Below are 21,587 nucleotides of genomic sequence, written 5' to 3' on the forward strand. Positions count from 1 at the left end.
CAATGAAAATAATTTCGATTGATCAACCAGTAAAAATCCACACAAGTTGTTCTTCATAATCTCTTAATGATTTACTCACTAATTCGTCATTAGTAAGTCAGGCCAGCAATTCTACTCTTATTTTCTAATAAGTCAAGAGGTTCTTAAAAAATAAAACCAATAAGGATTATTTTGACTGCTCTGCAATCCATTGCATAAATTTTTGACGCTCATCTTTAGAAGACTTTTGCCACAGCTGAATCAACGCCTGATCAGATGGTGTATTGGTAGAATCATTTGACACAGCTTGCTTTGAGGTTTCAGCTTGTGTGGTGGTTAAATTAATTGAATTTAACCAAGATGATTTAGTTACTTTTGTACCCACTTGTTGCACGAGTAGATTCTTATTTTGATCATAAAGCCCAATGATGGGTTGCTGTTGATACTGTTTAGCTGCTTCAAAATCTTGTGGCGCATTAATTAAACTTAAATGGTATTGCCCACTTTTTAACACTGGTGTGTGAAGTGTAAATACATCTGATTTTAAAATATCATGTGAGTGATCATGATGTTCAAAAAAAGCACTATAACGCACTGAAATTTTATGTGCCCCTTCTGCTAAAACGTAATCATCTTTTTTGCTTAATAGACCCATTTTTAGCTCTTGGTCATTGATCGCAACGATTTTAATTTCCTCAGGCGCGCTAATATTGACCGCAGCAAACACAGGTGTAGAGCATAATACAACCAAACTGGCTGCCATAATTTTAACGCGCATAGATGTACTCTAATATATTGATCTTGAAAACAGAAAATATGCCCATCCCATATTTCATTTTTATGACAAAGATATAACTTAAGCTATATTTAATAAAACCTTACCCATAAATTTACCAATTAACTTAACACTTGCACATGCTCAGACTGTATACACGAAACAGAAGGCGGAGCAGGTTGCTCAATTGAGCCAAAAATTAATTGTGATTTAAGCTGCCAATGCATAGGTAAATTAAACCTTTTATGCAATGCTGCATGATCTTGTGAATAATGCAAAAGATTAACACCCAAACCAATATCTGCCAAAGTTGACCAAGCTGCCAAACTAGCCATACCCAAATATTGTGCTGACCATGCACAATGATGTTCAGCATTTAACGGCCACTGCTTGGCTAAGTACTGTAAAGCAGTTTGATCTTCAAACAACAATATGGTGCCAAATGCACTCTTATAATTTGATATTTTATGAGTGGTTGCTGCAAATAGATGGCTTGGAATATGTTGGCGCTGCTGTTCTTCAACCAAGTGCCAAAATGCTTGATGGCTTGTGTTATACATAATAACGCAGCGTAGAGTATTTAAATTTTGAATATTTGGGCAGGTTTTAATCGCCTCAATAATCACCGCACTTAAATAATTTTGACTTAAGTGCACTTTTTTACCCAACTGATCAACAGGTTGGCATTTTTTTATAGCATCAAGAAAGCTTTTTTCTGTCGCAACATGCGTTTTTTTTAATTTAAATTCTTTGACTAAATCTGTACTTAAAACTTGGCTAATTTTACTTAATAATGCCACCAGCAAAATCCCCTAATAAGTTTATGGCTTTGTGATAAGTGTAATCTTTTCAGCCAAATTTAGGGGTTTTTTCAAATAAATCTTAGGTTGTTTTTTAATCAATTGATGGGCCTAAAATACATAAACTCCGCACAATGCAGAGTTTATGTGATCTAAACAACAGTCTTATTTTTTGTCAGTTTCAAACAAAGCGGCAACAAATGATTTTGCAGAGAAAGGACGCAAATCATCAATTTTCTCACCTACACCAATAAAACGAATTGGTACATGAGTGCGGCTTGCGATATTAAATAGAACACCACCTTTGGCTGTACCATCAAGTTTAGTAATCGTCAAACCTGTTAAGCCAACAGCTTCATCAAACATTTCCACCTGATTAATCGCATTTTGACCAGTGCCTGCGTCCACCACTAACATGATTTCATGCGGTGCAGTGGCGTCAATTTTTTGCATTACGCGTTTAACTTTAGTCAATTCTTGCATCAAATGACCTTTGTTGTGCAAGCGTCCTGCTGTATCTGCAATAAGCACATCTACGCCTTTAGCACGCGCACTTTCAAAAGCATCAAAAATAACCGATGCTGAATCGGCACCATGACCTTGCGCAACCACTTGAATATTATTACGCTCACCCCAAATTTGCAGTTGTTCCGTCGCCGCAGCACGGAATGTATCACCTGCAGCAAGCATGACTTTTCTACCTTCACCTTGTAAACGTTTGGCTAATTTACCAATGGTGGTGGTTTTACCTACACCATTCACACCTACCACCAAAATCACATAGGGTGATTTATTTGAGTCAATATGCAAAGGCTTGACACGTGGTGCAAGTAAAGCCACCAATTCTTCTTGTAAGGCTTTATATAAAGAGTGTGAGTAAATTAAATCGCCACGCGCAGTTCGTTCAGTTAAGTTGGTAATAATGGTTTTTGTGGCTTCAACACCAATATCAGCAACCAAGAGTTGCTCTTCAACTTCTTCTAACAGTTCATCATCAATTTCTTTACCACCAATTAAGATGTTTACCATCCCATCAGCGAGGTTTTTACGCGTTTTGGTTAAGCCTTCTTTCATGCGGCTAAAGAAACCACCTGCACTCGGTGCTTCAGAAGTTTCATCAGGCGCCGCAACTGCTGTTTGAGTTGGTGTTGCTGCCACAATAGGTACATCTACCGCAGGTAAATTCGGTAATGTGACATCGTCATCCCCGATATCAGCATCAATCAAAAATTTATTTTGCAGATTTTGTTGTTGCATGCCGAATCCTTAAAAAGCATCGCGTTAAAAAACCCCGAGTCTAGCATAATTTAGATATAGAGAACATTGAGCACATATAAGCTTGGCATCTATTGTGTTTACTTGGCTTTTAACATGAGTGAGTTTTTGATTGATATGCTGTATGTGAAATTAGATCACTGCAGCTAGTGCTAAAGCAGAGTAAAAGTGACACATCTTAAAATCACACATCTATCATGTGAATTGTTCTGCACACGGCGCAGTCTTATGAGGTTTAAATATTATTAAAATACAACTGAGGGATGGTTTATATAGCTTAGATTTGATTTCAGCATTAATCCCCATGCAAAGCGGGTAATTGCTGGGCTTGGCGCTGCTCATGTTGGTGTGCATGGATAACTTTTAAGTATTGTCCATAGGAAATATAGTCATACTCACGCAGCAATTTAAGTGTCATTGCCTGGGTATGTGGAGAGACCTGTTGACGTGCCAGCAGCTCTAAATGCTTAAATTGAGTAGCACCGACGGGATGTTGCAATGAACGGTGACTGATCATTACAATCAAAACTATCAAAGCAAGCACTGCAATATGAAACCCGTGTTGCAATGCTCGACGAAAAAACCAATGTAATTGATGAAACAGCAGCATAAAGATCCTCGAATTGGCATTAGTTTAGGATGCTATGATTCGAAGTACAAGTGCTATTACCCCACCATATTACGTATCACACCAAAATATAAAATTAAAGCAATAATGGCAAGAACAATAGCGATGGCAAATACACTCACACCACCTTCAGCATCTGCAGGATGCAATTGATCTTCATCAGCAATACGCTCAAGCTCACCGTTATAGGCTTTATAAAATTCAAAACGCTGTTCAGGATTTAACTCACGTGTAAAGTCGTAAACCCGTTTACGCTGAGCTAAGCAAAAGTTACCTAAATGAATATTTTCATGAAAAATGGCATCTTCTAAGTTGCTGCGATGCTGACGCGCCAAGGCCATGATTTGAGCATGTGTGGGGGGTAGATCAAGATTAAAACCATCTAAAACACGCGTGGTCATATTGTTCTCCTTATTCTTATTGACTTAATTTACAGCTATTATCTTAATCAATAATAAAAATGATCATTGTTTAATCATGTAACATCAGATTATGTGAAAAATAACCTATATACCCCTTGACAAAACATAGTGTTTTGTCATATTAGTTTAATAGTTTTCAGCTAAAGTTATTTGAAAGCTGAACAAACTAATTTGATGTTTTCATAACTACAATAAGGAGTTTTCTATGAATCAACCTCTCTCTCAGCATGATTTAGAATGCGTATATGCCAATGCTGTAAATACCATTCAGTCACAAATGAACTTTTCCGATGCTGTACATGAATTGGAACAAGCAGCACGCGCAGGTCATGGTAAAGCGGCGCTATTTTTAGCTCAATTGTACCATCAGGGTTTTCGTGTTGAACGCGACTCTATCAAAGCACAATATTGGCAAAACATGGCCACCATGCAAGCATAATGAAACGTCACTTAGGTGGCGTTTTTTTATTGACATATTTAATTACGATTTTTAGCAAAGCATCACCCCAATTTAGCCATGATCTTCTTACAATAAAGCTATCTATCATAACAATAAGATGCACCATGAAGTTGCGACCCGTTACTCAAGATCTATTTTTAAAGATTACCCTACTCAAATCCATGATGTATTGTGGGGTGCTGTGGGGGTTGTACCATCAAGGTTGGGCCATGACCCAAGATCAAGAGGATGTGATCTTCCCCTTTTGGCTCAGTAGCTATCAAGCACAGCGTTACGCGAAAAAACATTGGCCACAGTATCAAGCGCGTAAAATCAGTTCATATGATTTTAACACGGCGCTATTACCCACTTTAAAGCGCCTCAATGTACATCCAACACTGTATCGTGGTGAAGATGCCCCTCTTAAATTAACAACCCGCCAAATGCAAAGTTGGTTTTTTCAAAATTCCAAGCTAAAAACACTGTAAAATTCAACTATAAGCTGTTATAAATATTTTAAGGCGCTATTTTTTACGCAATTGTCAATCGCGTTATTAGCTCACAACAAAAAACGATATAAGGATCAATTAATACCATGACCACCGTTGCTCAAGTCCTCAAAAACAAAGACAATTCTGTATATACCATTGCCCCAAATTCTAGTGTTCGTAGTGCCATTAAGCTCATGGCAGAAAAAAACATTGGTGCATTAGTCGTGACTGACGAAGATCAAAAAGTGGTGGGTATTATTTCTGAGCGTGACTATACACATAAAATCGAATTACAAGGTCGTTCTTCCTTGACCACCAATGTCGATCAAATTATGACACGCAACGTAATTACGGTCACCACAGACATGGAAATCAATCAATGTTTAAAGATCATGACCGATGGTCACTTGCGTCATTTACCTGTAGTTGAAAACGAACGCTTGTTGGCAATGGTGGCAATTGGTGATTTAGTAAAAGCCGCCATGGAAGATCAGCGGATCTTGATTGAACAACTGCAACACTATATTTCAGGTTAAAAAAACCGCTCAATTGAGCGGTTTTTTATGGATTACAGACCCAGTTTGGCAGCCACGTAATCAGAGTCTTTATCACCACGACCTGACACGGTAACCACAATTTTGACATCTTGAGAAAGTTTTGGTGCTTCACGCATCGCCCATGCCACCGCGTGTGCACTTTCTAATGCCGGTACAATCCCTTCTACACGAGATAACGTCATAAAGGCATCTAAGCATTCTTGGTCAGTCGCTGAGGTGTATTCAACACGACCTAAGTCTTTGAGCAAACTATGCTGTGGACCTACGCCTGGATAATCTAAACCTGATGCAATTGAGTGTACAGGTAATGGTTCGCCCTGTTCATCTTCGAGCACATAACAAGCCATACCATGCAGTTGGCTTGGCTTACCTAAAGTAAGAGTCGCTGAATGCATGTTGGTATCTAAACCATGTCCTGCAGGCTCTACACCCACCAATTTCACCTCAGGATCATTTAAAAAAGCGGTAAATGAACCCACGGCGTTAGAACCACCACCCACACACGCCACTACATAATCAGGATTAACGCCAAAACGGTCTTGGCTTTGGAATTTAATCTCATCGCCAATAATTGCTTGGAAGTCACGCACCATTTTTGGAAATGGGTGTGGACCGACCACAGAACCAATAGCATAAATATAATTTTTTGGATCTTTTAAGTATTCTTCAAATGCACTGTCTACTGCATCTTTAAGGGTTGCTGTACCACGGGTAACGGCAATGAGCTTAGCACCTAAGATTTTCATTTTGACCACATTGGGATGTTCTTTTTCAATATCCACTTGACCCATATGAATTTCACAAGGAATCCCCACCAACGCACAAGCCGTGGCTAAAGCCACACCATGCTGACCTGCACCGGTTTCGGCAATAACTTTGGTTTTACCCATGTATTTGGCCAGTAGTGCCTCACCCAAACAGTGATTGATTTTATGTGCGCCAGTATGGTTTAAATCTTCACGTTTAAGATAAATTTGTGCGCCACCAAGCTGATTGGATAAACGCTTGGCATAAAATAATGGGCTTGGACGCCCAACATAGTGTGCAAATAAATCTTTAAGTTCATTTTGAAAAACTTCGGTATGACGAATTTCTTCATACGCAACATTAATCTCATCCATGGCCTGTTTCAGCTCAGGTGAAATAAACTGCCCGCCATACGCCCCAAAAAAACCATCTTCATTGGGTAAGGCGATGCCATTGATTTGATATTGCATAAGGATTCTCTAATTAATACTAACGTGCTAAATAACGAGTCATATCTTCAATGCCATTTAAGGTCATTGGGTACATATGATCATCAAAAATTTGTTTGATCAGTCCAATGCTATAGGTATATTGCCAATAGTTTTGTTGTTCAGGATTGAGCCATGCGGTTTTGTCAAAATGCTGAGCCAAGCGCTGCAACCACACTTGTCCGGCTTCATCATTCATATACTCAACCGAACCACCAACCGAGGTCACTTCATAAGGTGCCATACTGGCATCCCCAACCACAATGACACGATAGTCACGTGCATAGGTATTGAATAAATCTAAGGTATTGATGCGTGTCGCTTGGCGACGTTGGTTGTCTTTCCATACATAATCATATAAACAATTATGAAAATAGAAATACTCTAGGCTTTTAAACTCATTTTTGGCAGCACTAAATAGTTGCTCACATTGCCGAATATGGGCATCCATTGAGCCACCCACATCAAATAACATCAACACTTTGACCCGATTACGTCGCTCAGGTCTCAGCTGTACATTTAAGATACCTTGTTGAGCTGTGGCTTGGATGGTGGCATCAATATCAAGTTCTTCTGCTGCACCTTGACGGGCAAATTGGCGTAAGCGTCGTAATGCCATTTGCATATGTCGACTGGCAAGCTGCTGCTCTGTGTCTAAATTACGATATTTCCGCTGCTCCCAGACTTTAACCGCTGAACGTTTGCGACTGGGACCACCGATTCTAACACCTTGAGGATGATCACCATAGGCGCCAAATGGTGAGGTCCCCCCCGTGCCGATCATTTTATTGCCGCCTTGGTGCTTTTTATGTTGCTCACGCAAACGCTGCTCAAGCATTTTCATCAGTTCTTGTAAAGAACCTGCTTTTTGTAGGGCATCGCGCTGTTCGGTGGTGAGGTTTTTCTCAAGTAACTCTAAATCAAACCAACTTTTGGGTAATTGCTGTACTTGATGCAGCAGTTGATCTAAGTCAAATGTGGCAATGCCTTGAAAATAATCTTGTATCGCACGATCAAACTTATCAAAAAAACGCTCATCTTTGACCATAATGGTGCGTGCCAATTGATAAAATTCCTCTTGATTGGCAAAGACCAAGCCTGCTGCCACGGCGTGATTTAAATCAATCAGTTCACGCGTGGATACCGGAATTCCATATTTGCGTAAGGTGTAAAATAATCGCACAAACATAAGGCGATTACTCCTTTAGCGACGTGACATAAAAGCAAGACGTTCGAGCAATTGCACATCTTGCTCATTTTTAAGCAAAGCACCATATAAAGGTGGGATCGCTTTGCTTGGATCATGTTGCGCTAAAATATCACCTGGCATGTCATCTGCCATCAGTAAGCTTAACCAATCCATCAGCTCTGAGGTAGAAGGTGGTTTTTTAAGCCCCGGCATTTGACGTAATTTAAAGAAAATTTCTAAAGCTTGATTGACCAATTGACCTGAAATATTGGGAAAATGTACCTCGATAATTTGACGCATGGTCGCCTCATCAGGGAACTCAATATAGTGAAAGAAACAACGACGTAAAAAGGCATCGGGTAATTCTTTTTCGTTGTTTGAGGTAATAATGACAATTGGGCGTTGTTGTGCAGTAATGGTTTCGCCTGTTTCATACACAAAGAACGACATTTTATCGAGTTCGTGCAATAAATCATTTGGAAATTCAATGTCTGCTTTATCAATTTCATCAATTAACAATACACAGCGTTCAGGCGTGCTAAACGCTTGCCATAATTTGCCCGGCTTAATGTAATTTTTAATCTCATAAACCCGATCATCACCCAATTGACTATCACGTAAACGCGATACAGCGTCATACTCATATAAGCCTTGTTGCGCTTTGGTGGTCGATTTAATATGCCATGTCAATAACGGCAAGCCTAAGCTTGCAGCCACTTGCTCTGCAAGTAAGGTTTTACCCGTGCCGGGCTCACCTTTAATCAGCAGTGGTTTTTGTAAATGACGCGCAGCTTTCACCGCAAGCTTTAAACTGTCTGTGGCAATATATTGTGCGCTGCCTTCAAATTGGGTCTGATCGTTCATGACTGTCTGTGCTGCTCAATTTTTATAAGGGTGATTGTGGTTGCGCTTTAGCCGCGCTATATTTTGACCAACAATACCCCAAAATTGCACCGACGCCCACCACCAATAAAATATTGGCTAAATTTGACCAAACCAATGGCATATCTTTGGTTAACACACCAAATAATAAGCCAAAGGTTGCAGGTGCAAGCGCGGCATTATTGCCTTCAGAAACCGTTGGGGTTAATAAGATGGCAAAACATACAATCCATGTGATGCCACCAAGCAGTTTAGGTAGGCGTTTGGCAATCAAATACCAGCACCATAAAATAATGGCACTGCCGCCTAAATAAACCGTGATTGCAATCAGGTCTTCAGGAATGGCGTCTAAAAAGGTCAAATCCATTACTTCTCTCCTGATAAATGATTAAGCACCGCGTAAGCCTTCAGGTGCTACAGCATTGGGATCAATCAGACCTTCAGGTGGCATTTGTAAAAAGAACCCTTGGGTTTGGATGGAATCCATCACATGAAGTACGTTTACACGCGCCAATTTACGCTCTGCATGTAACTCTAAATCCATGACAAATGTCACTCGACCAAAAGGCGCACGTAATGGTTCAGGTAGAGCCAATAGCGGATCAAAACCTTCTGCTTGATCTTCACTTGGACGCGCAACGTATAAATACATTTCGTCTTTTTTGCTCGATTTATAAATAGAACAGTACATATTAGAACTCATAACCACGAAAAAACAGCCGACAAGAAAAAAGACAGAGCCCAAAACATGCTGAGGCTCTGTCTTTTTATAATACTGAAATATTAATGCTTTGGGGAAAGAAATGTAAAGCCTTATGACCGCTTAAGCACGATCAACCACATCTTGGCGCAATACTTCAATTAAAGGCTGAGTTAATACGCGATAGCGCCAACCCAATAAATAAGGCGGCAAACTCTCTAGCTCAGAGGCTGCTACCACATGTTGATACAAGGCATTCATCCACTTTTTACGCATTAAGACTTCTTTTGGCACATTGGTTTTGACCACGGCGTCACTTAACGCCTGATCAATTTTCTCTGATAATTCTTTTGAAGCACGCATCGGGCGTGGCAATTTTTCAGGCCATGTTTCAGGTTCAGGCAAATCTTGCAGTAAAGCCAAAATAGTTTTGCCATATTCACGCACAATATTGGCACGAATGTCCTTAATACCGGCCAACAAGTACGGGTTACGTGGATTTTTTTCTACCAAATCCATCAAACTTGAGTTTTTCAGCACAAAACTTTTAGGGATATTTAAGGCCTTAGACAATTGATCACGCCACAGTGCCAAACGTTGTAATTGCATTAACTGACGCCGTGAATGACGGTAATTACCCACATCTTGGTATAAAGCATCCTGTGGTGTGTACTGTCCAATTTCATAGGTTAAATAACGGCAATCTTCAAGCACCCAAGCCAACATCCCTTTGTCGTTTAATTCAGCTTGAATCTGCTCAGACAATTGCATGATGTATAATACATCGTTGGCTGCATAATTCAGTTGTTCTTGACTCAACGGACGCGCTAACCAGTCAGAACGGGTCTGATCCTTGTCAATTTCAATATTGAGGAGTGTTTTTAAGGCATTTTGATAGCTCACTTGCAAGCCATAGCCTAAAAATGACAGTGCCACTTGGGTATCAAACACATTGTTTAAATTATTTTGACCAGCATAATGATAAATCAGGTCGATATCTTCGCCACAGGCATGAAAAATATTTTGCTGTGCGGCAAAAATCTTTTGCCAAAATAGGTTTAAATCTAAGCATGTTCCATCAAGTAAGTAGACTTGATTCGCCACATTAATTTGAAATACACCGAGTTTTGGCCATAGGGTATCCACCTTAATAAATTCGGTGTCTAGACCATAGGTCGAACACTGCCCCATTTGTACTAAAATTGCGTCTAAGTCTTGTTGCTTTTGAATGAGTTGAAACATGCCGAAAATTATCATTTAATGGTTTTTTAACGCGATTATTTTAACGTGCCCTATATAATTTAGATATAAAAAAAACCTTTAAAGTGTGACAAATTTCACATTTTATTAAAAAAATCTCGGTAATATAATTCAACTGTTATATTTTTTTTATATAAAAAGAAAAACGCATAAAAATTATTTCATGCGCATTCGATTATGTACCGCTTGGCTTAAAGTATGACTATCGACATACTCAAGCTCACCGCCTTGAGGTACGCCTTGAGCAATACGGGTCATGGTTAGAGGTAAATGCTTACTGGCTTCTAATAAGTAATGCGCCGTGGCTTGACCTTCAACCGTTGCATTGGTGGCTAAGATAACCTCTTTAATACCGCCTTGACTTAAGCGCTGCAATAAATAAGGAATTCCAATTTCTTCAGGACCAATCCCATCAAGTGGCGATAAATGCCCACCTAACACGTGATATTTGCCGCGAAAACTGCCACTTTGTTCAATCGCCATCACATCAGCAGGTGATTCAACCACGCATAACACCTCAGCGTCACGATCCACGGCGTTACAGATGTCGCATATGTCAGCTTCTGTCAGGGAGTGACACACCTGACAGGCATGTAAACTATTACTGGCTTCGGTTAAGGCATGCGCTAAGGCATATGCCCCTTCACGATTTTTTAACATTAAATGTAATGCCATGCGCTGAGCCGATTTCGGCCCAACGCTTGGTAAGACACGTAATGCTTGTACCAGTTGATCAAAACGAGCACTAAACATGACGTGCGTTCCTTAGAATAAACCTGCAAGACCTGGTGGCAAGCCCATGCCTTGGTTGGCAGCTTTCATGGTTTCTTCAGAAATTACTTCAGCTTGACGCGCAGCATCATTCATTGCAGCTGCAATTAAGTCTTCAACCATATCGGCATCGTCTTTTAATAATTCAGGATCAATCTGAATGCGTTTCACCACGTTACGGCAAGTCATGGTCACTTTCACCAAACCGCCACCTGCTTCTGCATGTACTTCAGTTTGTGCCAATTGTTCTTTGGCCTTTTTAACATTGCTTTCCATGTCTTTTTGCATGCGCTGAGCTTGCTGCATCAACATATTAATGTTCATAAAAAATCTCCGAAAAAAGCGTACTGTTTAAATTAAATCTAAGCCGCGAGAAAGATCGCGAATAATATCATCAATATCTTCTAAGCCAACCGATACACGAATTAAGCCTTCACGAATGCCTGCTGCGGCTTTAGCGTCGGCTGATAATTTACCATGGGTTGTGGTGGCAGGATGGGTAATGGTGGATTTTGCATCACCTAAATTACCTGTAATTGAAATAAACTGAGTATTGTCAATCACCGTCCAAGCACCATCACGTCCGCCTTGGACTTCAAACGATACAATACCACCAAAACCAGTTTGTTGTTTAGCCGCTAAATCGTGCCCCACATGCGCGCTTAAACCTGCATAATAAACTTTTTCTACTTTAGCATGAGCATCTAAAAATTCTGCTAACTTTTGTGCATTGCTTGAGTGTTCACGCATACGTAAACGTAAGGTTTCTAAGCCTTTTAAGAATACCCATGCATTAAATGGACTCATAGATGGCCCTGTGGTGCGTACATAACCATACACCTCTTCAAGTAAGGCATGGCTGCCCACCACCGCACCACCTAAAGCACGACCTTGACCGTCTAAGTATTTGGTTGCTGAATACACCACTAAGTCGGCACCAAATTTAATCGGTTGCTGTAACACAGGTGTACAAAAGCTGTTGTCAATCGCCAATAATGCACCATGCGCATGTGCCAAATCGGCCAAGGCTTGAATATCCGCCACTTCTGCCAAAGGATTCGATGGCGATTCCACAAATAACAGCTTGGTATTGTCTTGAATGGCATCTTCCCAAGCTGATAAGTCAGTTAAATCCACAAAATCTACTTGAACACCAAATTTTGCCACATATTTTTCAAACATCGCGACAGTAGAACCAAACACGGCGCGTGAACAAATAACATGATCGCCTTGTTTTAAGAACGACATTGCAACCGCCATAATCGCCGCCATGCCTGAACTTGTTGCCACTGCACGTTCAGCGCCTTCAATCGCCGCTAGACGTTTTTCAAACATCGCCACTGTTGGATTGGTAAAGCGTGAATAAATGTTGCCCGGCTCTTGACCTGAAAATTTAGCAGCAGCTTCTGCGGCATTGGCATACACAAAAGATGAGGTTAAAAAGATCGGTTCGCCGTGTTCACCCTCAAAGCTGCGCGTGTGGCCAGTACGTAGTGCTAAAGTATCGAGTTGGTATTCAAGATCGTCGTGTTGGCTCATTATATTTTCAGTCCAAGACTGCCTGTGTAAAGAATTGCCAACATTTTGAGCGCCTAGTATCTTCTGGGTCAAGGTAAAATATACAATGATCGTTTAGACTTCGTCCAAATCTACCTAAAAAGATTCGCTATTTATGAGAAAACTTGCTTCATTCCATCTGAAAAATCAAACAGATAAATTGAAAAACTTATCCACACGTATTTTCCAGAGCAGTCGTTTAGTGGTCTCACAAAGCACCCCATATCAGGTGATTGAACGTTATCAGCATGCCAGTATTCGTTATTATCCAGCCCATGAGCGCCGCTTTTTAGAGCCTTTGGTCTTTATTCCACCTTTGGCTGTCACAGTTTCGATTTACGACTTATACCCGTATCGCTCTTTAGTCGATTATTTTCAGAAACAAGGCTTTGAGGTGTATTTGCTCGATTGGGGACGTTTAAAATATGCCGATCATCAGTTAAATTTTTTGCATTTTTTAGAAGATATTATTCCCCATTGCCTAAACAGTATTCGTACTCACTCAAGTAGCCCTGATGTGTCTTTACATGGTTGGAGTATGGGTGGGCTGTTCGCCACACTTTATACCGCGACTTGTCAGAGTCAAAATATTAAAAATTTAATTACTTTAGGCGCACCAATTGATACTTTTTTAACTGGATGGCATGGTCAATTGCTTCAACACACCCAAGCGTTTTTGGCACACCACCCTCGGTTTGCCAACACACTGTATAGCGGCAAACTACCCAAAAAGATGCTGCAAACCCCAGGTAAACTTAATGCTTTGGTGTTTAAACTGCTTGACCCACAAGGTTGGCTCAATGGTCATAAACGCTTGTTGCAACACCTAGATGACCCACAAGTGATACAAGAACATGCCACCATGAGTGCATATTTAAATGACATGATTGATTATCCGGGCGGTATTAATCAGGACATGATTTTAAATATTTGGCTGCAAAACCCGCTTAAAAATGGTCATATTCACTTAAATGATAAACTTATCCAATTAAAAAATATTGATTGCAATCTGTTGGTGGGCGCAGGTTCACGCGATCAATTGGTCTGTGCAGATGCTGTTGCGCCTTTATGTGAATTGACAAGTAGTCCCGATGTCACGTTTACTTTAATCAACGGTGGACATATGGGTATCATGTCCAACCAAAACAGTGCCAAGGAATTTTGGCCGCACTTAGCCACTTGGTTACAACAACGCTCAACATCATTATAAAAGGGGTTTCACATGATTCAATCTGTTGCATTTATCGGCTTAGGCGCAATGGGCTACCGTATGGCAGCCCACTTGGTCAACCAATTTGAACAGGTTTGGGTGTGGAACCGCAATTTTAGTAAAGCTGAACAACACGCCCAACAATATGGCTCACAAGCGGTCGAACTGTCACAAGCAGTACAGGCCGATGTAATTTTTTCATGCCTACCCACCAGTCAAGATGTTGTAGACTTAATTGAAGGCCTTAACTTAAAAACTGGTTCTGTTTGGGTCGATTGCACCAGTGGGGTCCCTGATATCGCGCGTGTGTTACACACGCAACTCAAAGCACAAGGCGTTGGTTTTTTAGATGCTCCAGTGTCAGGTCAAACGATTGGTGCAGAAAAAGGTACATTAACCGTGATGATTGGCGGTGATGTCAAAGACTTCCGCCGTGCTTTACCTGCCATACAATGTTTTGGTCAATTAATTGAACATGTGGGTGAACCGGGTGCAGGCTTTGCTGTAAAGGCAGTCAATAATATGTTGCTTGCGGTGAATTTGTGCGCGGCACTAGAAGGCTTTACGACTTTAAAAGCACATGGTGTTGATTTAAATAGCGCTTTAGCCTGTATTCATGCCTCAAGTGGCAAAAGTGGCGTGACCGAAAGTGTATTTTAAACCGTGAATTCCCACTGACCTTTGCCCTGCCTTTATTGGCAAAAGATACAGGCATTGCCCTTGATTTGGCCCATCAAGCTAAATTGGCTGTGCCGGTTATTGCTCAAGCACAAAGTTTGGTACAAGCGGCAAGTAATCAAACAGATCAAAATAGTGATTTTTCGACCTTAGCTTACCTGTATGAGAAATGGAATAAAATTACAATTGAGTAAGTTTTAGTCATTGTTTTTTTTACATAATAGCCCATTATAAGGCGTATATCACTGAATTTGTGAAGGAACATCAATATGATGAAATTTAGCATCGTACTAATGGCAAGCCTCGTGACTTTATTGAGTGCAACGACTGCAACCGCCAATGTGAAACAGTGTCAAAAATTACAAGACGATTATGACGTGATTTACGCCTCTAAAGGGTTTTGTTTTAAAGACCCGGTTAAACAAGCTCGTTTTGATGGCAAAAACTGTCATGTGACCAAAGAACCTAAATTCTCAGAAAAAGAACAACAACGACTTGACCAAATCAAGCAAAAACAGAAAGAATTGAACTGTAACTAACAACAGCAGTTTTTAAGGAAAAATCATGGCTTACGATGATCAAAACATTTTTGCACGTATTTTACGTGATGAACTGCCTGCCATTAAAGTCTATGAAGATGAGCAAGTCTTGGCATTTATGGATATTATGCCGCAAGCAGATGGTCATACTTTAGTGATTCCCAAAAGCCCTGCGGTAACTTTATTGGATTTAGATCCAAATGTTGCCGCTTATACCATTCAAATTGTACAAAAAATTGCCAAAGCAATGGAGCAGGCTTTAGGTGTGCAAGGTATTGTGCTGATGCAATTATCAGGTGCAGCCGCGGGTCAAACCGTACCACATGTGCATTTTCATCTTATCCCAAGTTCAGTACATGAATTAGGTCAACACAGTGCAAAGATGGGTGATCAAGACAAAATTAAAGCCTTGGCTGAAAAAATAAAAGCCGTATTATAAAGAAAAAAATGGAGCCACAAGGCTCCATTTTTTGTGTTGATATTTTACCCAGTCATCAAAGTGTAACAATTCGTTCATGGAATTGTCTTATTTTTTGGCAATACTGAGCGCCAATAAAGCGCAGTACATATAGATTACTGCACAGTTCTTTACTGGAGCAAACAATGAACAAAACTCTTTGTGCAATCGCAATTGGGGCAACACTTTTCACACCAGCGCTTGCGATGGCTGCCGACATTAAAATTTATGGCCGTGCACATGTTTCTTTAGATTACTTAGATGATGGCAAAGATTATAACGAAGTTGGCTTATCTTCAAATGCTTCGCGTTTAGGCTTTAAAGTTGAACATAAAGTAAATGACGATTTCACAGCCTTTGCTCAAATAGAACAACAAATTAACTTTGCAAGTGGTTCAGACGATAAAGACGATTCAGTTAATTTTTCAACACGTGATACCTATGTCGGCTTAAAAGGCGATTTTGGTCAAGTGAAAGTAGGTCGTTTTGACAGCCCGTTTAAAGCTGCGCGTGGTCCTGCAAACTTCTTTGGCGACCAAGTGGGTGACTTACGTAACGTAACTCGTGCTTATAACCACCGTTTTGATGAACGCAATCCAAATACTATTGAATACCAATCACCTAAATTTGGTGGTGGTTTTACCGCTAAAGCCGCTTTATCTCTTCACAATGGCACTATGATCAAAGATGACAGTCAAGAAGAGAGCAACGAAAAATCTAAAGCTTACGATTTGGGTTTAAACTATAAAGCAGGCGACTTAGATCTTGCTGCAGCATATGAACATTATGAAGAAGATGTAAGCCGTGGCGAGCGTGATGGTGTACGTCTTGCTGCAAGCTATAAAGTCACACCTGCACTTAATTTAGCTGGTTTATATCAATTTACTACACATGATCAAGACGTTGGTGTAAATGCCGATGCGCATGTGTTAGGTGTTGCTGCAGATTATAAATTTGCGCCAAAAACTTATGTACGTGGTCAAGTCTTCCACCGTGAAGTAGACAGCGATGATGCTAACTCAACGCTTTTAGCTTTAGGCTTAGAACATCGCTTTGACAAACAATTACGTATGTACGGTAATCTTGCAGCGGTCATGAACGACGACAATGCAAACTTAACGCCGTGGTCACAAGCACGTAGCAACAAACCTTCAAGTTCTCAAGGTGTAAATGCAGCGGGTGAAACACCAGTTGGTTTATCACTAGGTATGCGCTACGACTTCTAAGTAATCTATAACCTTAAAAAAAGACCAGCTTAAAGCTGGTCTTTTTTGTTTGCTCATTAACGTTTAAAAAATCCTGACACCAAACTCAATACTTGTTGAATATCGTCATTGGCTTCTTGTTTATTAGTTTTTTCACCTTGTGGTGTAAGTGAATCAATAATCTCTGGCAAAACCTGCGAAATGGCGCCATACACATCTTTTTTATCACTGTGAGCTTGCTGTGCCACTTCTTCCACATCTTGATCATTAAACAACTGTTGTACCGTGTTTTGGTCTACTTGTGCATTAGCACCTTCGCCTGTAGACACCCAATCATCTACTTGTGAGTTAAGCCCTTGACCACGCAGTTTATCTAAAGCACCTTGTAAGCCACCTTGTTTTTGAATCCATGCCAATACCAATGGCAACACCGCGATTAAAAGCGTTTTACCACCGCCTGAGAAGCCGGAATTAGACGTTCTAGGTTGTGCTTGGGTCTGTGGTTGTGTACCACCAAGTAAACCACCTAAAATAGCACCTAGTCCGCCTTGTGTAGTATTTGATTGCTGACCACCTAACTGTCCGAGTACGCCACCTAAAATACCGCCTAAACCATTTTGCTGCGGTTGTTGCTGACCACCCAAGGCTTGCTTGGCTAACATCTCCACGATATTACTTAAATTTGTCATATCCAATGCCTCATTATTGTTGCTTTAGTTCTTGTTTAGCATACGGGTTTTGGATCATTTTTCATTGTCAGCTTTGTTAATTTTTGCAAGTCTTTACCAACGATACTGATCCCAATGTTGGGGGTTTGCCCAATATTTAGCGTTTAGCCAATCGGGTACATGTTTATAGGTTAAAATATTAAATTGCCATAAAATTGCGTCTTGTTGAGCCTGTAAATCGTGCATGATTTGGCTAAAGCCTAAGGCACGAAGCAGTTTTTCATCTTGTTGGGTACTTATCACCACAATACGTTTGGCCATTAAATCACGCAATTTAACCAAAATTTGTGATTTTTGTGCATCGTTTAAGCATGCCAAATCAGTGGCATTTAACATCACAATGGCTAAATCATCACGTTTTTGAAAAGGCAGATTTAAAAAATCGAATACGTTAAAATATTGCCAAGCAATATCAGGGGCAGCTGCACTAAAATCTTGACCTAGGCATAATGCGCTATAAATGGGCTGTTCCTTGGATAAATCGTCTAGCAAGGCAGTGATGACGTTGATTTTGGGCATAAAGGCCTCCTTTTTTATCAAGTGAGTAATTTTGTATGGAACATCAAGGCATTTGCCATAAAATGCATGCAGGTTTAAGCGACCTTAGTGTAACGGATCAACAAACACACAAGGCAAATGTTGAATATAAATTTATCTTAGATCGTGAAAAAATTGATCTGCCTTTTATTTTAGGACAAGAGTTAGAAATTGAATGGAGCGGTCAGATTTACTGCGTGTCTTGTGGTAGTAAAACTCCTAAATCTTATTCACAAGGTCATTGTTATAAATGTTTTAAGACCAAGGCATCTTGCGACATGTGTATCATGAAGCCTGAAACCTGCCATTATCATTTAGGCACTTGCCGTGAAGAAAAATTTGCGCAAGAGGTTTGCTTTCAACCACACATTGTTTATCTTGCCAATTCAAGTGCTTTAAAGGTCGGCATTACACGTTTAGGGCAAATGCCTACCCGTTGGCTCGATCAAGGCGCAACTCAAGCCCTGCCCATTATGCAAGTGGGTTCACGCCGCTTATCAGGTCAGCTTGAGATCATGTTTGCTGAACAAGTGGCAGATAAGACCGATTGGCGTAAATTACTTAAAGGTCAAGCCCCTGCTTTAGACCTCATTAGGCTGCGTGATGAACTGCTAGATGAGTTTGCCCCACACATCGAAAGCATTCGTGATGAATTTGGCTTGAGTCTAGATTTTAATGAAGGGCTAGAAATTTTAGAACATGAGCATCCACGTGAATTTATTTATCCTATTGCTGAGTATCCTGAAAAAATTAAATCTCACAATTTAGATAAAACAGCGAAAATTCGTGGTCGCCTACAAGGCATTAAAGGTCAATATTTAATGCTCGATACAGGCGTGATTAATATTCGTAAGTATACCGGCTATGAATTAACGTTACGCCGTGAATAAAAAAACCAGCCCGCGGGCTGGTTTTTTTATTGCTTATTTATTTAATTTTAGCTTGAGATTTTAAGTAGCGCGTATAGTCATCTAGCTCTTGCTCGGCACGCAAATTCTCATACAAGCTTGCAAGCTGAGTTACCGCTTCTGCAGGTAAATTCTCAGTATTTTTTTGTACCTTAGACACTGCAACTACAATCAGCTCATTTGGCAACGTGGCTGTAGTCACAGACCAATGGCCTTCTTTAGGTGCTAATACGCTAAATGCTGCACGTTCTACATCGCGTTTTAACAAACCTTGTGAGCGTGCAAAGTTACCAGCATCAACAAAATTAATGGCATGTTTAGCACGTACTTGTGCAGCCGGCTGCGCTTTAAACTCATTTAATGCCGTTTGGATCTTAGCAGTTGCAGCAGCAGCAGCTTTTTTCTCTATTAAAGTCGCTTTTACGCGTGGCATCGCCTCCACCAAGGTTTGTACCCCAGCTGCATGATAATCACGTACCTTCACCCAAACCACATCACCATTGGCAAGTTGCAGACTACTTGAGACATTACGATCACCATTTTCTACATCGTTATTAAATAACTTTGGCTTTACACTTGAGTCACTTAATACTGAATGCTGAGTATTTAAAGTCACAGCTTTAACCGTTTGTACCTGAGCGCCCTGAACTTCTTGCGACACCACATCTAAAGCATCACTACTCACCACTAACTCATTGAGTGCATTAACGCGATCAGAAAAAGCGTTGGCAGCTTTAGTTTTTAAAATTTCAGCTTCTAAGCGTGGTTTTTCAGTGGCAAAGCTAGCAACATTTGCAGTTGCTGCTTGTGCCTCAATAACATGAAAACCGTATTGTGTTTTTACTAAAGCCACTTGACTTTCTTTAGTGACAGCTTGGTCAAATTCTTCACCAAAGACACCCTTGGCATAACCTTCAATCACACCACCTTTTGCTTTTGAATCTGGATCTTCTGAATATTTAGCTGCAGTTGCTGCAAAGCTCGCCCCTTGCTGAATTTCAGTCTGAGCCATCGTAGCACGTGCTTTGGCCTCATCTTCAGTGCGACCGTCTAGGGTGACTAAAATGTGTTTCACAATTGGCGTTGCGTTAGATTGTTGTGACGCGACAAATTTGTCATATGCTGCTTGTAACTCAGCTTCTGTAACAGTGCTTGCAACCTGAGTAAAAGTAGCCTGTGGTAAAACCACATAATCTACATCAACACTCGCAACTTGTTTAAAGGCATTTTTATGCGCATTGTAATATTCTGTCGCTTCTTGATCTGAAACTTGGACTGCTTTTTTGTATTCATCGAGTGGAATACTCGCCAAATGCAGAGTACGTTGTTCAGTTTGCAAATTTACAATCTGCTGGATATCTTTTTGACTGACTAAAGCATGTTGTAAAAATGAGTCACTTAACATTTTTAAAGCATGATCTTGACGTAAATTGGTAATTAAACTTTGGCTAGTCATACCTACTGAACGTAAATAGTTTGCGTACAACGTTTCTGAGAACTGACCATTTTCTTGGAAATTAGGTTGTTGAGCCACCATTTGCTCAATCTGAGCATCGCTGAGTGCAATACCGAGTTTTTCTGCTTGTTGGAGTAATAAGGTACGTGCCACCAAACTATCAAGGGCTTTATTCTCAATAAATGTTTGGTTAAGCAATGTTTCATCACCATTGACGTAAGATAAATATTGCTCTTTAAAGGAGGTTGTCAGCGCCTCTAATTCTTTTTTTGAAATTGCATCGCCATTAATCAGCTGTGCTGTATCTTCTGTTTTTCCACCGCTAAAATATCCTTCAATACCTACAAGTGCTAAAGGGGTTAAAAACAACACCAGTAAGACTTTACCTAGCCAACCCTTAATAACTTTACGAAAAGCTTCCATAAGTATTCCAATATTTTATTTGCGGGGAATTTTAACTGAAAACCCCTATTGAATGAATCATTACACTTGATAAAAACCCTAATTTCATAAAAAAACGCGCCTTAGCGCGTCTTTCACTACAATAAGGACTTATGCAATTGCGTCTTTCAAGCCTTTACCTGCTTTAAAACCAGGTACTTTGCTTGCTTTAATTTCTAAAGTTTCGCCTGTTTGTGGGTTACGACCTGTACGTGCAGCACGTTCTTTCACTGCAAATGTACCAAAGCCCACTAAAGTTACTGTATCGCCTTCTTTTAATGCTTTTGTGATTGAGGCAATTGTGGCATCCAATGCTTTACCTGCATCAGTCTTTGATAAACCACCTTGTTCTGCAATTGCATCGATTAATTCTGATTTATTCATGAAAATTACGTCCTCTTAATCTCTATATGCGAGATCTAAACTATGACTAAAAATCTGTATAACGCCTTTATAGCAATGCTTTGG

Annotated in this window: 26 protein-coding genes and 1 pseudogene; 9 read left to right on the top strand and 18 right to left on the bottom strand. The window is 40.3% G+C overall.

Annotation, left to right across the window (positions count from 1 at the left end):
* Positions 1–166: 166 nt before the first annotated feature.
* The 5 genes from Q0017_RS10335 to Q0017_RS10355 form a co-directional block, all read right to left on the bottom strand.
* A complete protein-coding gene (locus tag Q0017_RS10335) occupies positions 167–757 on the bottom strand; it encodes a DUF2057 family protein (protein WP_298146341.1) in 591 nt (196 codons plus the stop codon).
* 119 nt (positions 758–876) lie between these two features.
* Positions 877–1,554 (bottom strand): nitroreductase family protein, encoded by a 678-nt coding sequence (locus Q0017_RS10340; protein ID WP_298146343.1) that lies wholly within the window; start codon positions 1,552–1,554, stop codon positions 877–879.
* Between the two features lie 165 nt (positions 1,555–1,719).
* Positions 1,720–2,811 carry a signal recognition particle-docking protein FtsY gene (gene ftsY / locus Q0017_RS10345; protein WP_298146346.1) on the bottom strand — a complete coding sequence of 364 codons (1,092 nt, stop codon included), beginning with the start codon at positions 2,809–2,811 and terminating at the stop codon, positions 1,720–1,722.
* Positions 2,812–3,124: 313 nt separating this feature from the next.
* Complete coding sequence (locus tag Q0017_RS10350) at positions 3,125–3,439, bottom strand: hypothetical protein (protein WP_298146349.1); 315 nt, start codon at positions 3,437–3,439, stop codon at positions 3,125–3,127.
* 56 nt (positions 3,440–3,495) lie between these two features.
* Positions 3,496–3,858 (bottom strand): hypothetical protein, encoded by a 363-nt coding sequence (locus tag Q0017_RS10355; RefSeq protein WP_298146352.1) that lies wholly within the window; start codon positions 3,856–3,858, stop codon positions 3,496–3,498.
* A 226-nt stretch (positions 3,859–4,084) separates the two neighbouring features.
* On the opposite strand from Q0017_RS10355, the gene Q0017_RS10360 reads away from it, so the two are divergent.
* The 3 genes from Q0017_RS10360 (at position 4,085) to Q0017_RS10370 (ending at position 5,345) form a co-directional block, all read left to right on the top strand.
* Positions 4,085–4,318, top strand: coding sequence for a hypothetical protein (locus Q0017_RS10360; RefSeq protein WP_297428115.1), 234 nt, complete (start codon positions 4,085–4,087; stop codon positions 4,316–4,318).
* 125 nt (positions 4,319–4,443) lie between these two features.
* Positions 4,444–4,806 (top strand): DUF2750 domain-containing protein, encoded by a 363-nt coding sequence (locus Q0017_RS10365; RefSeq protein WP_298146355.1) that lies wholly within the window; start codon positions 4,444–4,446, stop codon positions 4,804–4,806.
* Positions 4,807–4,913: 107 nt separating this feature from the next.
* Positions 4,914–5,345: a CBS domain-containing protein gene (locus Q0017_RS10370; RefSeq protein ID WP_298146358.1), complete on the top strand. Its 432-nt coding sequence runs from the start codon at positions 4,914–4,916 to the stop codon at positions 5,343–5,345.
* Positions 5,346–5,377: 32 nt separating this feature from the next.
* Here the strand turns inward: Q0017_RS10370 and trpB are convergent, their stop codons facing one another.
* The 9 genes from trpB to Q0017_RS10415 form a co-directional block, all read right to left on the bottom strand.
* Positions 5,378–6,583 (bottom strand): tryptophan synthase subunit beta, encoded by a 1,206-nt coding sequence (gene trpB / locus Q0017_RS10375; RefSeq protein WP_298146361.1) that lies wholly within the window; start codon positions 6,581–6,583, stop codon positions 5,378–5,380.
* A 19-nt stretch (positions 6,584–6,602) separates the two neighbouring features.
* On the bottom strand, positions 6,603–7,790 hold the full coding sequence (locus Q0017_RS10380; RefSeq protein ID WP_298146365.1) for a VWA domain-containing protein: 1,188 nt from the start codon (positions 7,788–7,790) through the stop codon (positions 6,603–6,605).
* A 15-nt stretch (positions 7,791–7,805) separates the two neighbouring features.
* On the bottom strand, positions 7,806–8,654 hold the full coding sequence (locus tag Q0017_RS10385) for a MoxR family ATPase (protein WP_298146367.1): 849 nt from the start codon (positions 8,652–8,654) through the stop codon (positions 7,806–7,808).
* A gap of 22 nt (positions 8,655–8,676) precedes the next feature.
* Positions 8,677–9,039, bottom strand: a complete 363-nt coding sequence (locus Q0017_RS10390) for a hypothetical protein (protein WP_298146370.1) — start codon at positions 9,037–9,039, stop codon at positions 8,677–8,679.
* A gap of 21 nt (positions 9,040–9,060) precedes the next feature.
* Positions 9,061–9,363 (bottom strand): YcgL domain-containing protein, encoded by a 303-nt coding sequence (locus Q0017_RS10395; protein ID WP_298146378.1) that lies wholly within the window; start codon positions 9,361–9,363, stop codon positions 9,061–9,063.
* Between the two features lie 132 nt (positions 9,364–9,495).
* Positions 9,496–10,614, bottom strand: a complete 1,119-nt coding sequence (locus Q0017_RS10400) for an HRDC domain-containing protein (RefSeq protein WP_298146388.1) — start codon at positions 10,612–10,614, stop codon at positions 9,496–9,498.
* Between the two features lie 174 nt (positions 10,615–10,788).
* Positions 10,789–11,385, bottom strand: coding sequence for a recombination mediator RecR (gene recR, locus Q0017_RS10405; RefSeq protein ID WP_298146406.1), 597 nt, complete (start codon positions 11,383–11,385; stop codon positions 10,789–10,791).
* Between the two features lie 12 nt (positions 11,386–11,397).
* On the bottom strand, positions 11,398–11,727 hold the full coding sequence (locus Q0017_RS10410) for a YbaB/EbfC family nucleoid-associated protein (RefSeq protein WP_297428139.1): 330 nt from the start codon (positions 11,725–11,727) through the stop codon (positions 11,398–11,400).
* A gap of 27 nt (positions 11,728–11,754) precedes the next feature.
* Positions 11,755–12,942, bottom strand: coding sequence for an O-succinylhomoserine sulfhydrylase (locus tag Q0017_RS10415; protein WP_298146409.1), 1,188 nt, complete (start codon positions 12,940–12,942; stop codon positions 11,755–11,757).
* Between the two features lie 133 nt (positions 12,943–13,075).
* Here Q0017_RS10415 and Q0017_RS10420 point away from each other — a divergent pair, with 133 nt between their 5' ends.
* The 5 genes and pseudogenes from Q0017_RS10420 (at position 13,076) to Q0017_RS10440 (ending at position 17,070) form a co-directional block, all read left to right on the top strand.
* A complete protein-coding gene (locus Q0017_RS10420; RefSeq protein WP_298146412.1) occupies positions 13,076–14,170 on the top strand; it encodes an alpha/beta fold hydrolase in 1,095 nt (364 codons plus the stop codon).
* A 12-nt stretch (positions 14,171–14,182) separates the two neighbouring features.
* A pseudogene (locus Q0017_RS10425) lies at positions 14,183–15,042 on the top strand (NAD(P)-dependent oxidoreductase).
* A 75-nt stretch (positions 15,043–15,117) separates the two neighbouring features.
* On the top strand, positions 15,118–15,387 hold the full coding sequence (locus Q0017_RS10430) for a YARHG domain-containing protein (protein WP_298146414.1): 270 nt from the start codon (positions 15,118–15,120) through the stop codon (positions 15,385–15,387).
* A gap of 25 nt (positions 15,388–15,412) precedes the next feature.
* A complete protein-coding gene (locus Q0017_RS10435; protein ID WP_298146417.1) occupies positions 15,413–15,826 on the top strand; it encodes an HIT family protein in 414 nt (137 codons plus the stop codon).
* A 164-nt stretch (positions 15,827–15,990) separates the two neighbouring features.
* Positions 15,991–17,070: a porin gene (locus Q0017_RS10440; RefSeq protein ID WP_298146420.1), complete on the top strand. Its 1,080-nt coding sequence runs from the start codon at positions 15,991–15,993 to the stop codon at positions 17,068–17,070.
* 56 nt (positions 17,071–17,126) lie between these two features.
* On the opposite strand, the gene Q0017_RS10445 is transcribed toward Q0017_RS10440, so the two are convergent.
* Together Q0017_RS10445 and Q0017_RS10450 are read right to left on the bottom strand one after the other, a co-directional pair.
* Entirely contained in the window at positions 17,127–17,738 is a 612-nt protein-coding gene (locus tag Q0017_RS10445) for a YidB family protein (RefSeq protein ID WP_298146422.1), read from the bottom strand.
* Positions 17,739–17,831: 93 nt separating this feature from the next.
* On the bottom strand, positions 17,832–18,296 hold the full coding sequence (locus tag Q0017_RS10450) for a DUF6231 family protein (RefSeq protein WP_298146425.1): 465 nt from the start codon (positions 18,294–18,296) through the stop codon (positions 17,832–17,834).
* Positions 18,297–18,331: 35 nt separating this feature from the next.
* Here Q0017_RS10450 and Q0017_RS10455 point away from each other — a divergent pair, with 35 nt between their 5' ends.
* Positions 18,332–19,204 carry a DUF2797 domain-containing protein gene (locus Q0017_RS10455; RefSeq protein WP_298146429.1) on the top strand — a complete coding sequence of 291 codons (873 nt, stop codon included), beginning with the start codon at positions 18,332–18,334 and terminating at the stop codon, positions 19,202–19,204.
* Positions 19,205–19,241: 37 nt separating this feature from the next.
* On the opposite strand, the gene Q0017_RS10460 is transcribed toward Q0017_RS10455, so the two are convergent.
* Positions 19,242–21,101, bottom strand: coding sequence for a SurA N-terminal domain-containing protein (locus Q0017_RS10460; protein ID WP_298146431.1), 1,860 nt, complete (start codon positions 21,099–21,101; stop codon positions 19,242–19,244).
* A gap of 129 nt (positions 21,102–21,230) precedes the next feature.
* Positions 21,231–21,503, bottom strand: coding sequence for an HU family DNA-binding protein (locus Q0017_RS10465; RefSeq protein ID WP_298146434.1), 273 nt, complete (start codon positions 21,501–21,503; stop codon positions 21,231–21,233).
* Between the last annotated feature and the right edge of the window lie 84 nt (positions 21,504–21,587).

Origin of the sequence: uncultured Acinetobacter sp., from assembly GCF_947624825.1 — a bacterium.
Taxonomy (GTDB): Bacteria; Pseudomonadota; Gammaproteobacteria; order Pseudomonadales; family Moraxellaceae; genus Acinetobacter.

Bases quoted from the DNA above. Each gene is read 5' to 3' on its own strand.
- Q0017_RS10370 (WP_298146358.1), top strand. From the start codon at position 4,914: ATGACCACCGTTGCTCAAGTCCTCAAAAACAAAGACAATTCTGTATAT.
- recR (WP_298146406.1), bottom strand. From the start codon at position 11,385: ATGTTTAGTGCTCGTTTTGATCAACTGGTACAAGCATTACGTGTCTTA.
- Q0017_RS10360 (WP_297428115.1), top strand. From the start codon at position 4,085: ATGAATCAACCTCTCTCTCAGCATGATTTAGAATGCGTATATGCCAAT.
- ftsY (WP_298146346.1), bottom strand. From the start codon at position 2,811: ATGCAACAACAAAATCTGCAAAATAAATTTTTGATTGATGCTGATATC.
- Q0017_RS10430 (WP_298146414.1), top strand. From the start codon at position 15,118: ATGATGAAATTTAGCATCGTACTAATGGCAAGCCTCGTGACTTTATTG.
- Q0017_RS10415 (WP_298146409.1), bottom strand. From the start codon at position 12,942: ATGAGCCAACACGACGATCTTGAATACCAACTCGATACTTTAGCACTA.
- Q0017_RS10455 (WP_298146429.1), top strand. From the start codon at position 18,332: ATGGAACATCAAGGCATTTGCCATAAAATGCATGCAGGTTTAAGCGAC.
- Q0017_RS10355 (WP_298146352.1), bottom strand. From the start codon at position 3,858: ATGACCACGCGTGTTTTAGATGGTTTTAATCTTGATCTACCCCCCACA.
- trpB (WP_298146361.1), bottom strand. From the start codon at position 6,583: ATGCAATATCAAATCAATGGCATCGCCTTACCCAATGAAGATGGTTTT.
- Q0017_RS10400 (WP_298146388.1), bottom strand. From the start codon at position 10,614: ATGTTTCAACTCATTCAAAAGCAACAAGACTTAGACGCAATTTTAGTA.
- Q0017_RS10395 (WP_298146378.1), bottom strand. From the start codon at position 9,363: ATGTACTGTTCTATTTATAAATCGAGCAAAAAAGACGAAATGTATTTA.
- Q0017_RS10390 (WP_298146370.1), bottom strand. From the start codon at position 9,039: ATGGATTTGACCTTTTTAGACGCCATTCCTGAAGACCTGATTGCAATC.
- Q0017_RS10365 (WP_298146355.1), top strand. From the start codon at position 4,444: ATGAAGTTGCGACCCGTTACTCAAGATCTATTTTTAAAGATTACCCTA.
- Q0017_RS10445 (WP_298146422.1), bottom strand. From the start codon at position 17,738: ATGACAAATTTAAGTAATATCGTGGAGATGTTAGCCAAGCAAGCCTTG.
- Q0017_RS10440 (WP_298146420.1), top strand. From the start codon at position 15,991: ATGAACAAAACTCTTTGTGCAATCGCAATTGGGGCAACACTTTTCACA.
- Q0017_RS10380 (WP_298146365.1), bottom strand. From the start codon at position 7,790: ATGTTTGTGCGATTATTTTACACCTTACGCAAATATGGAATTCCGGTA.
- Q0017_RS10465 (WP_298146434.1), bottom strand. From the start codon at position 21,503: ATGAATAAATCAGAATTAATCGATGCAATTGCAGAACAAGGTGGTTTA.
- Q0017_RS10410 (WP_297428139.1), bottom strand. From the start codon at position 11,727: ATGAACATTAATATGTTGATGCAGCAAGCTCAGCGCATGCAAAAAGAC.
- Q0017_RS10460 (WP_298146431.1), bottom strand. From the start codon at position 21,101: ATGGAAGCTTTTCGTAAAGTTATTAAGGGTTGGCTAGGTAAAGTCTTA.
- Q0017_RS10385 (WP_298146367.1), bottom strand. From the start codon at position 8,654: ATGAACGATCAGACCCAATTTGAAGGCAGCGCACAATATATTGCCACA.
- Q0017_RS10450 (WP_298146425.1), bottom strand. From the start codon at position 18,296: ATGCCCAAAATCAACGTCATCACTGCCTTGCTAGACGATTTATCCAAG.
- Q0017_RS10350 (WP_298146349.1), bottom strand. From the start codon at position 3,439: ATGCTGCTGTTTCATCAATTACATTGGTTTTTTCGTCGAGCATTGCAA.
- Q0017_RS10420 (WP_298146412.1), top strand. From the start codon at position 13,076: ATGAGAAAACTTGCTTCATTCCATCTGAAAAATCAAACAGATAAATTG.
- Q0017_RS10435 (WP_298146417.1), top strand. From the start codon at position 15,413: ATGGCTTACGATGATCAAAACATTTTTGCACGTATTTTACGTGATGAA.
- Q0017_RS10335 (WP_298146341.1), bottom strand. From the start codon at position 757: ATGCGCGTTAAAATTATGGCAGCCAGTTTGGTTGTATTATGCTCTACA.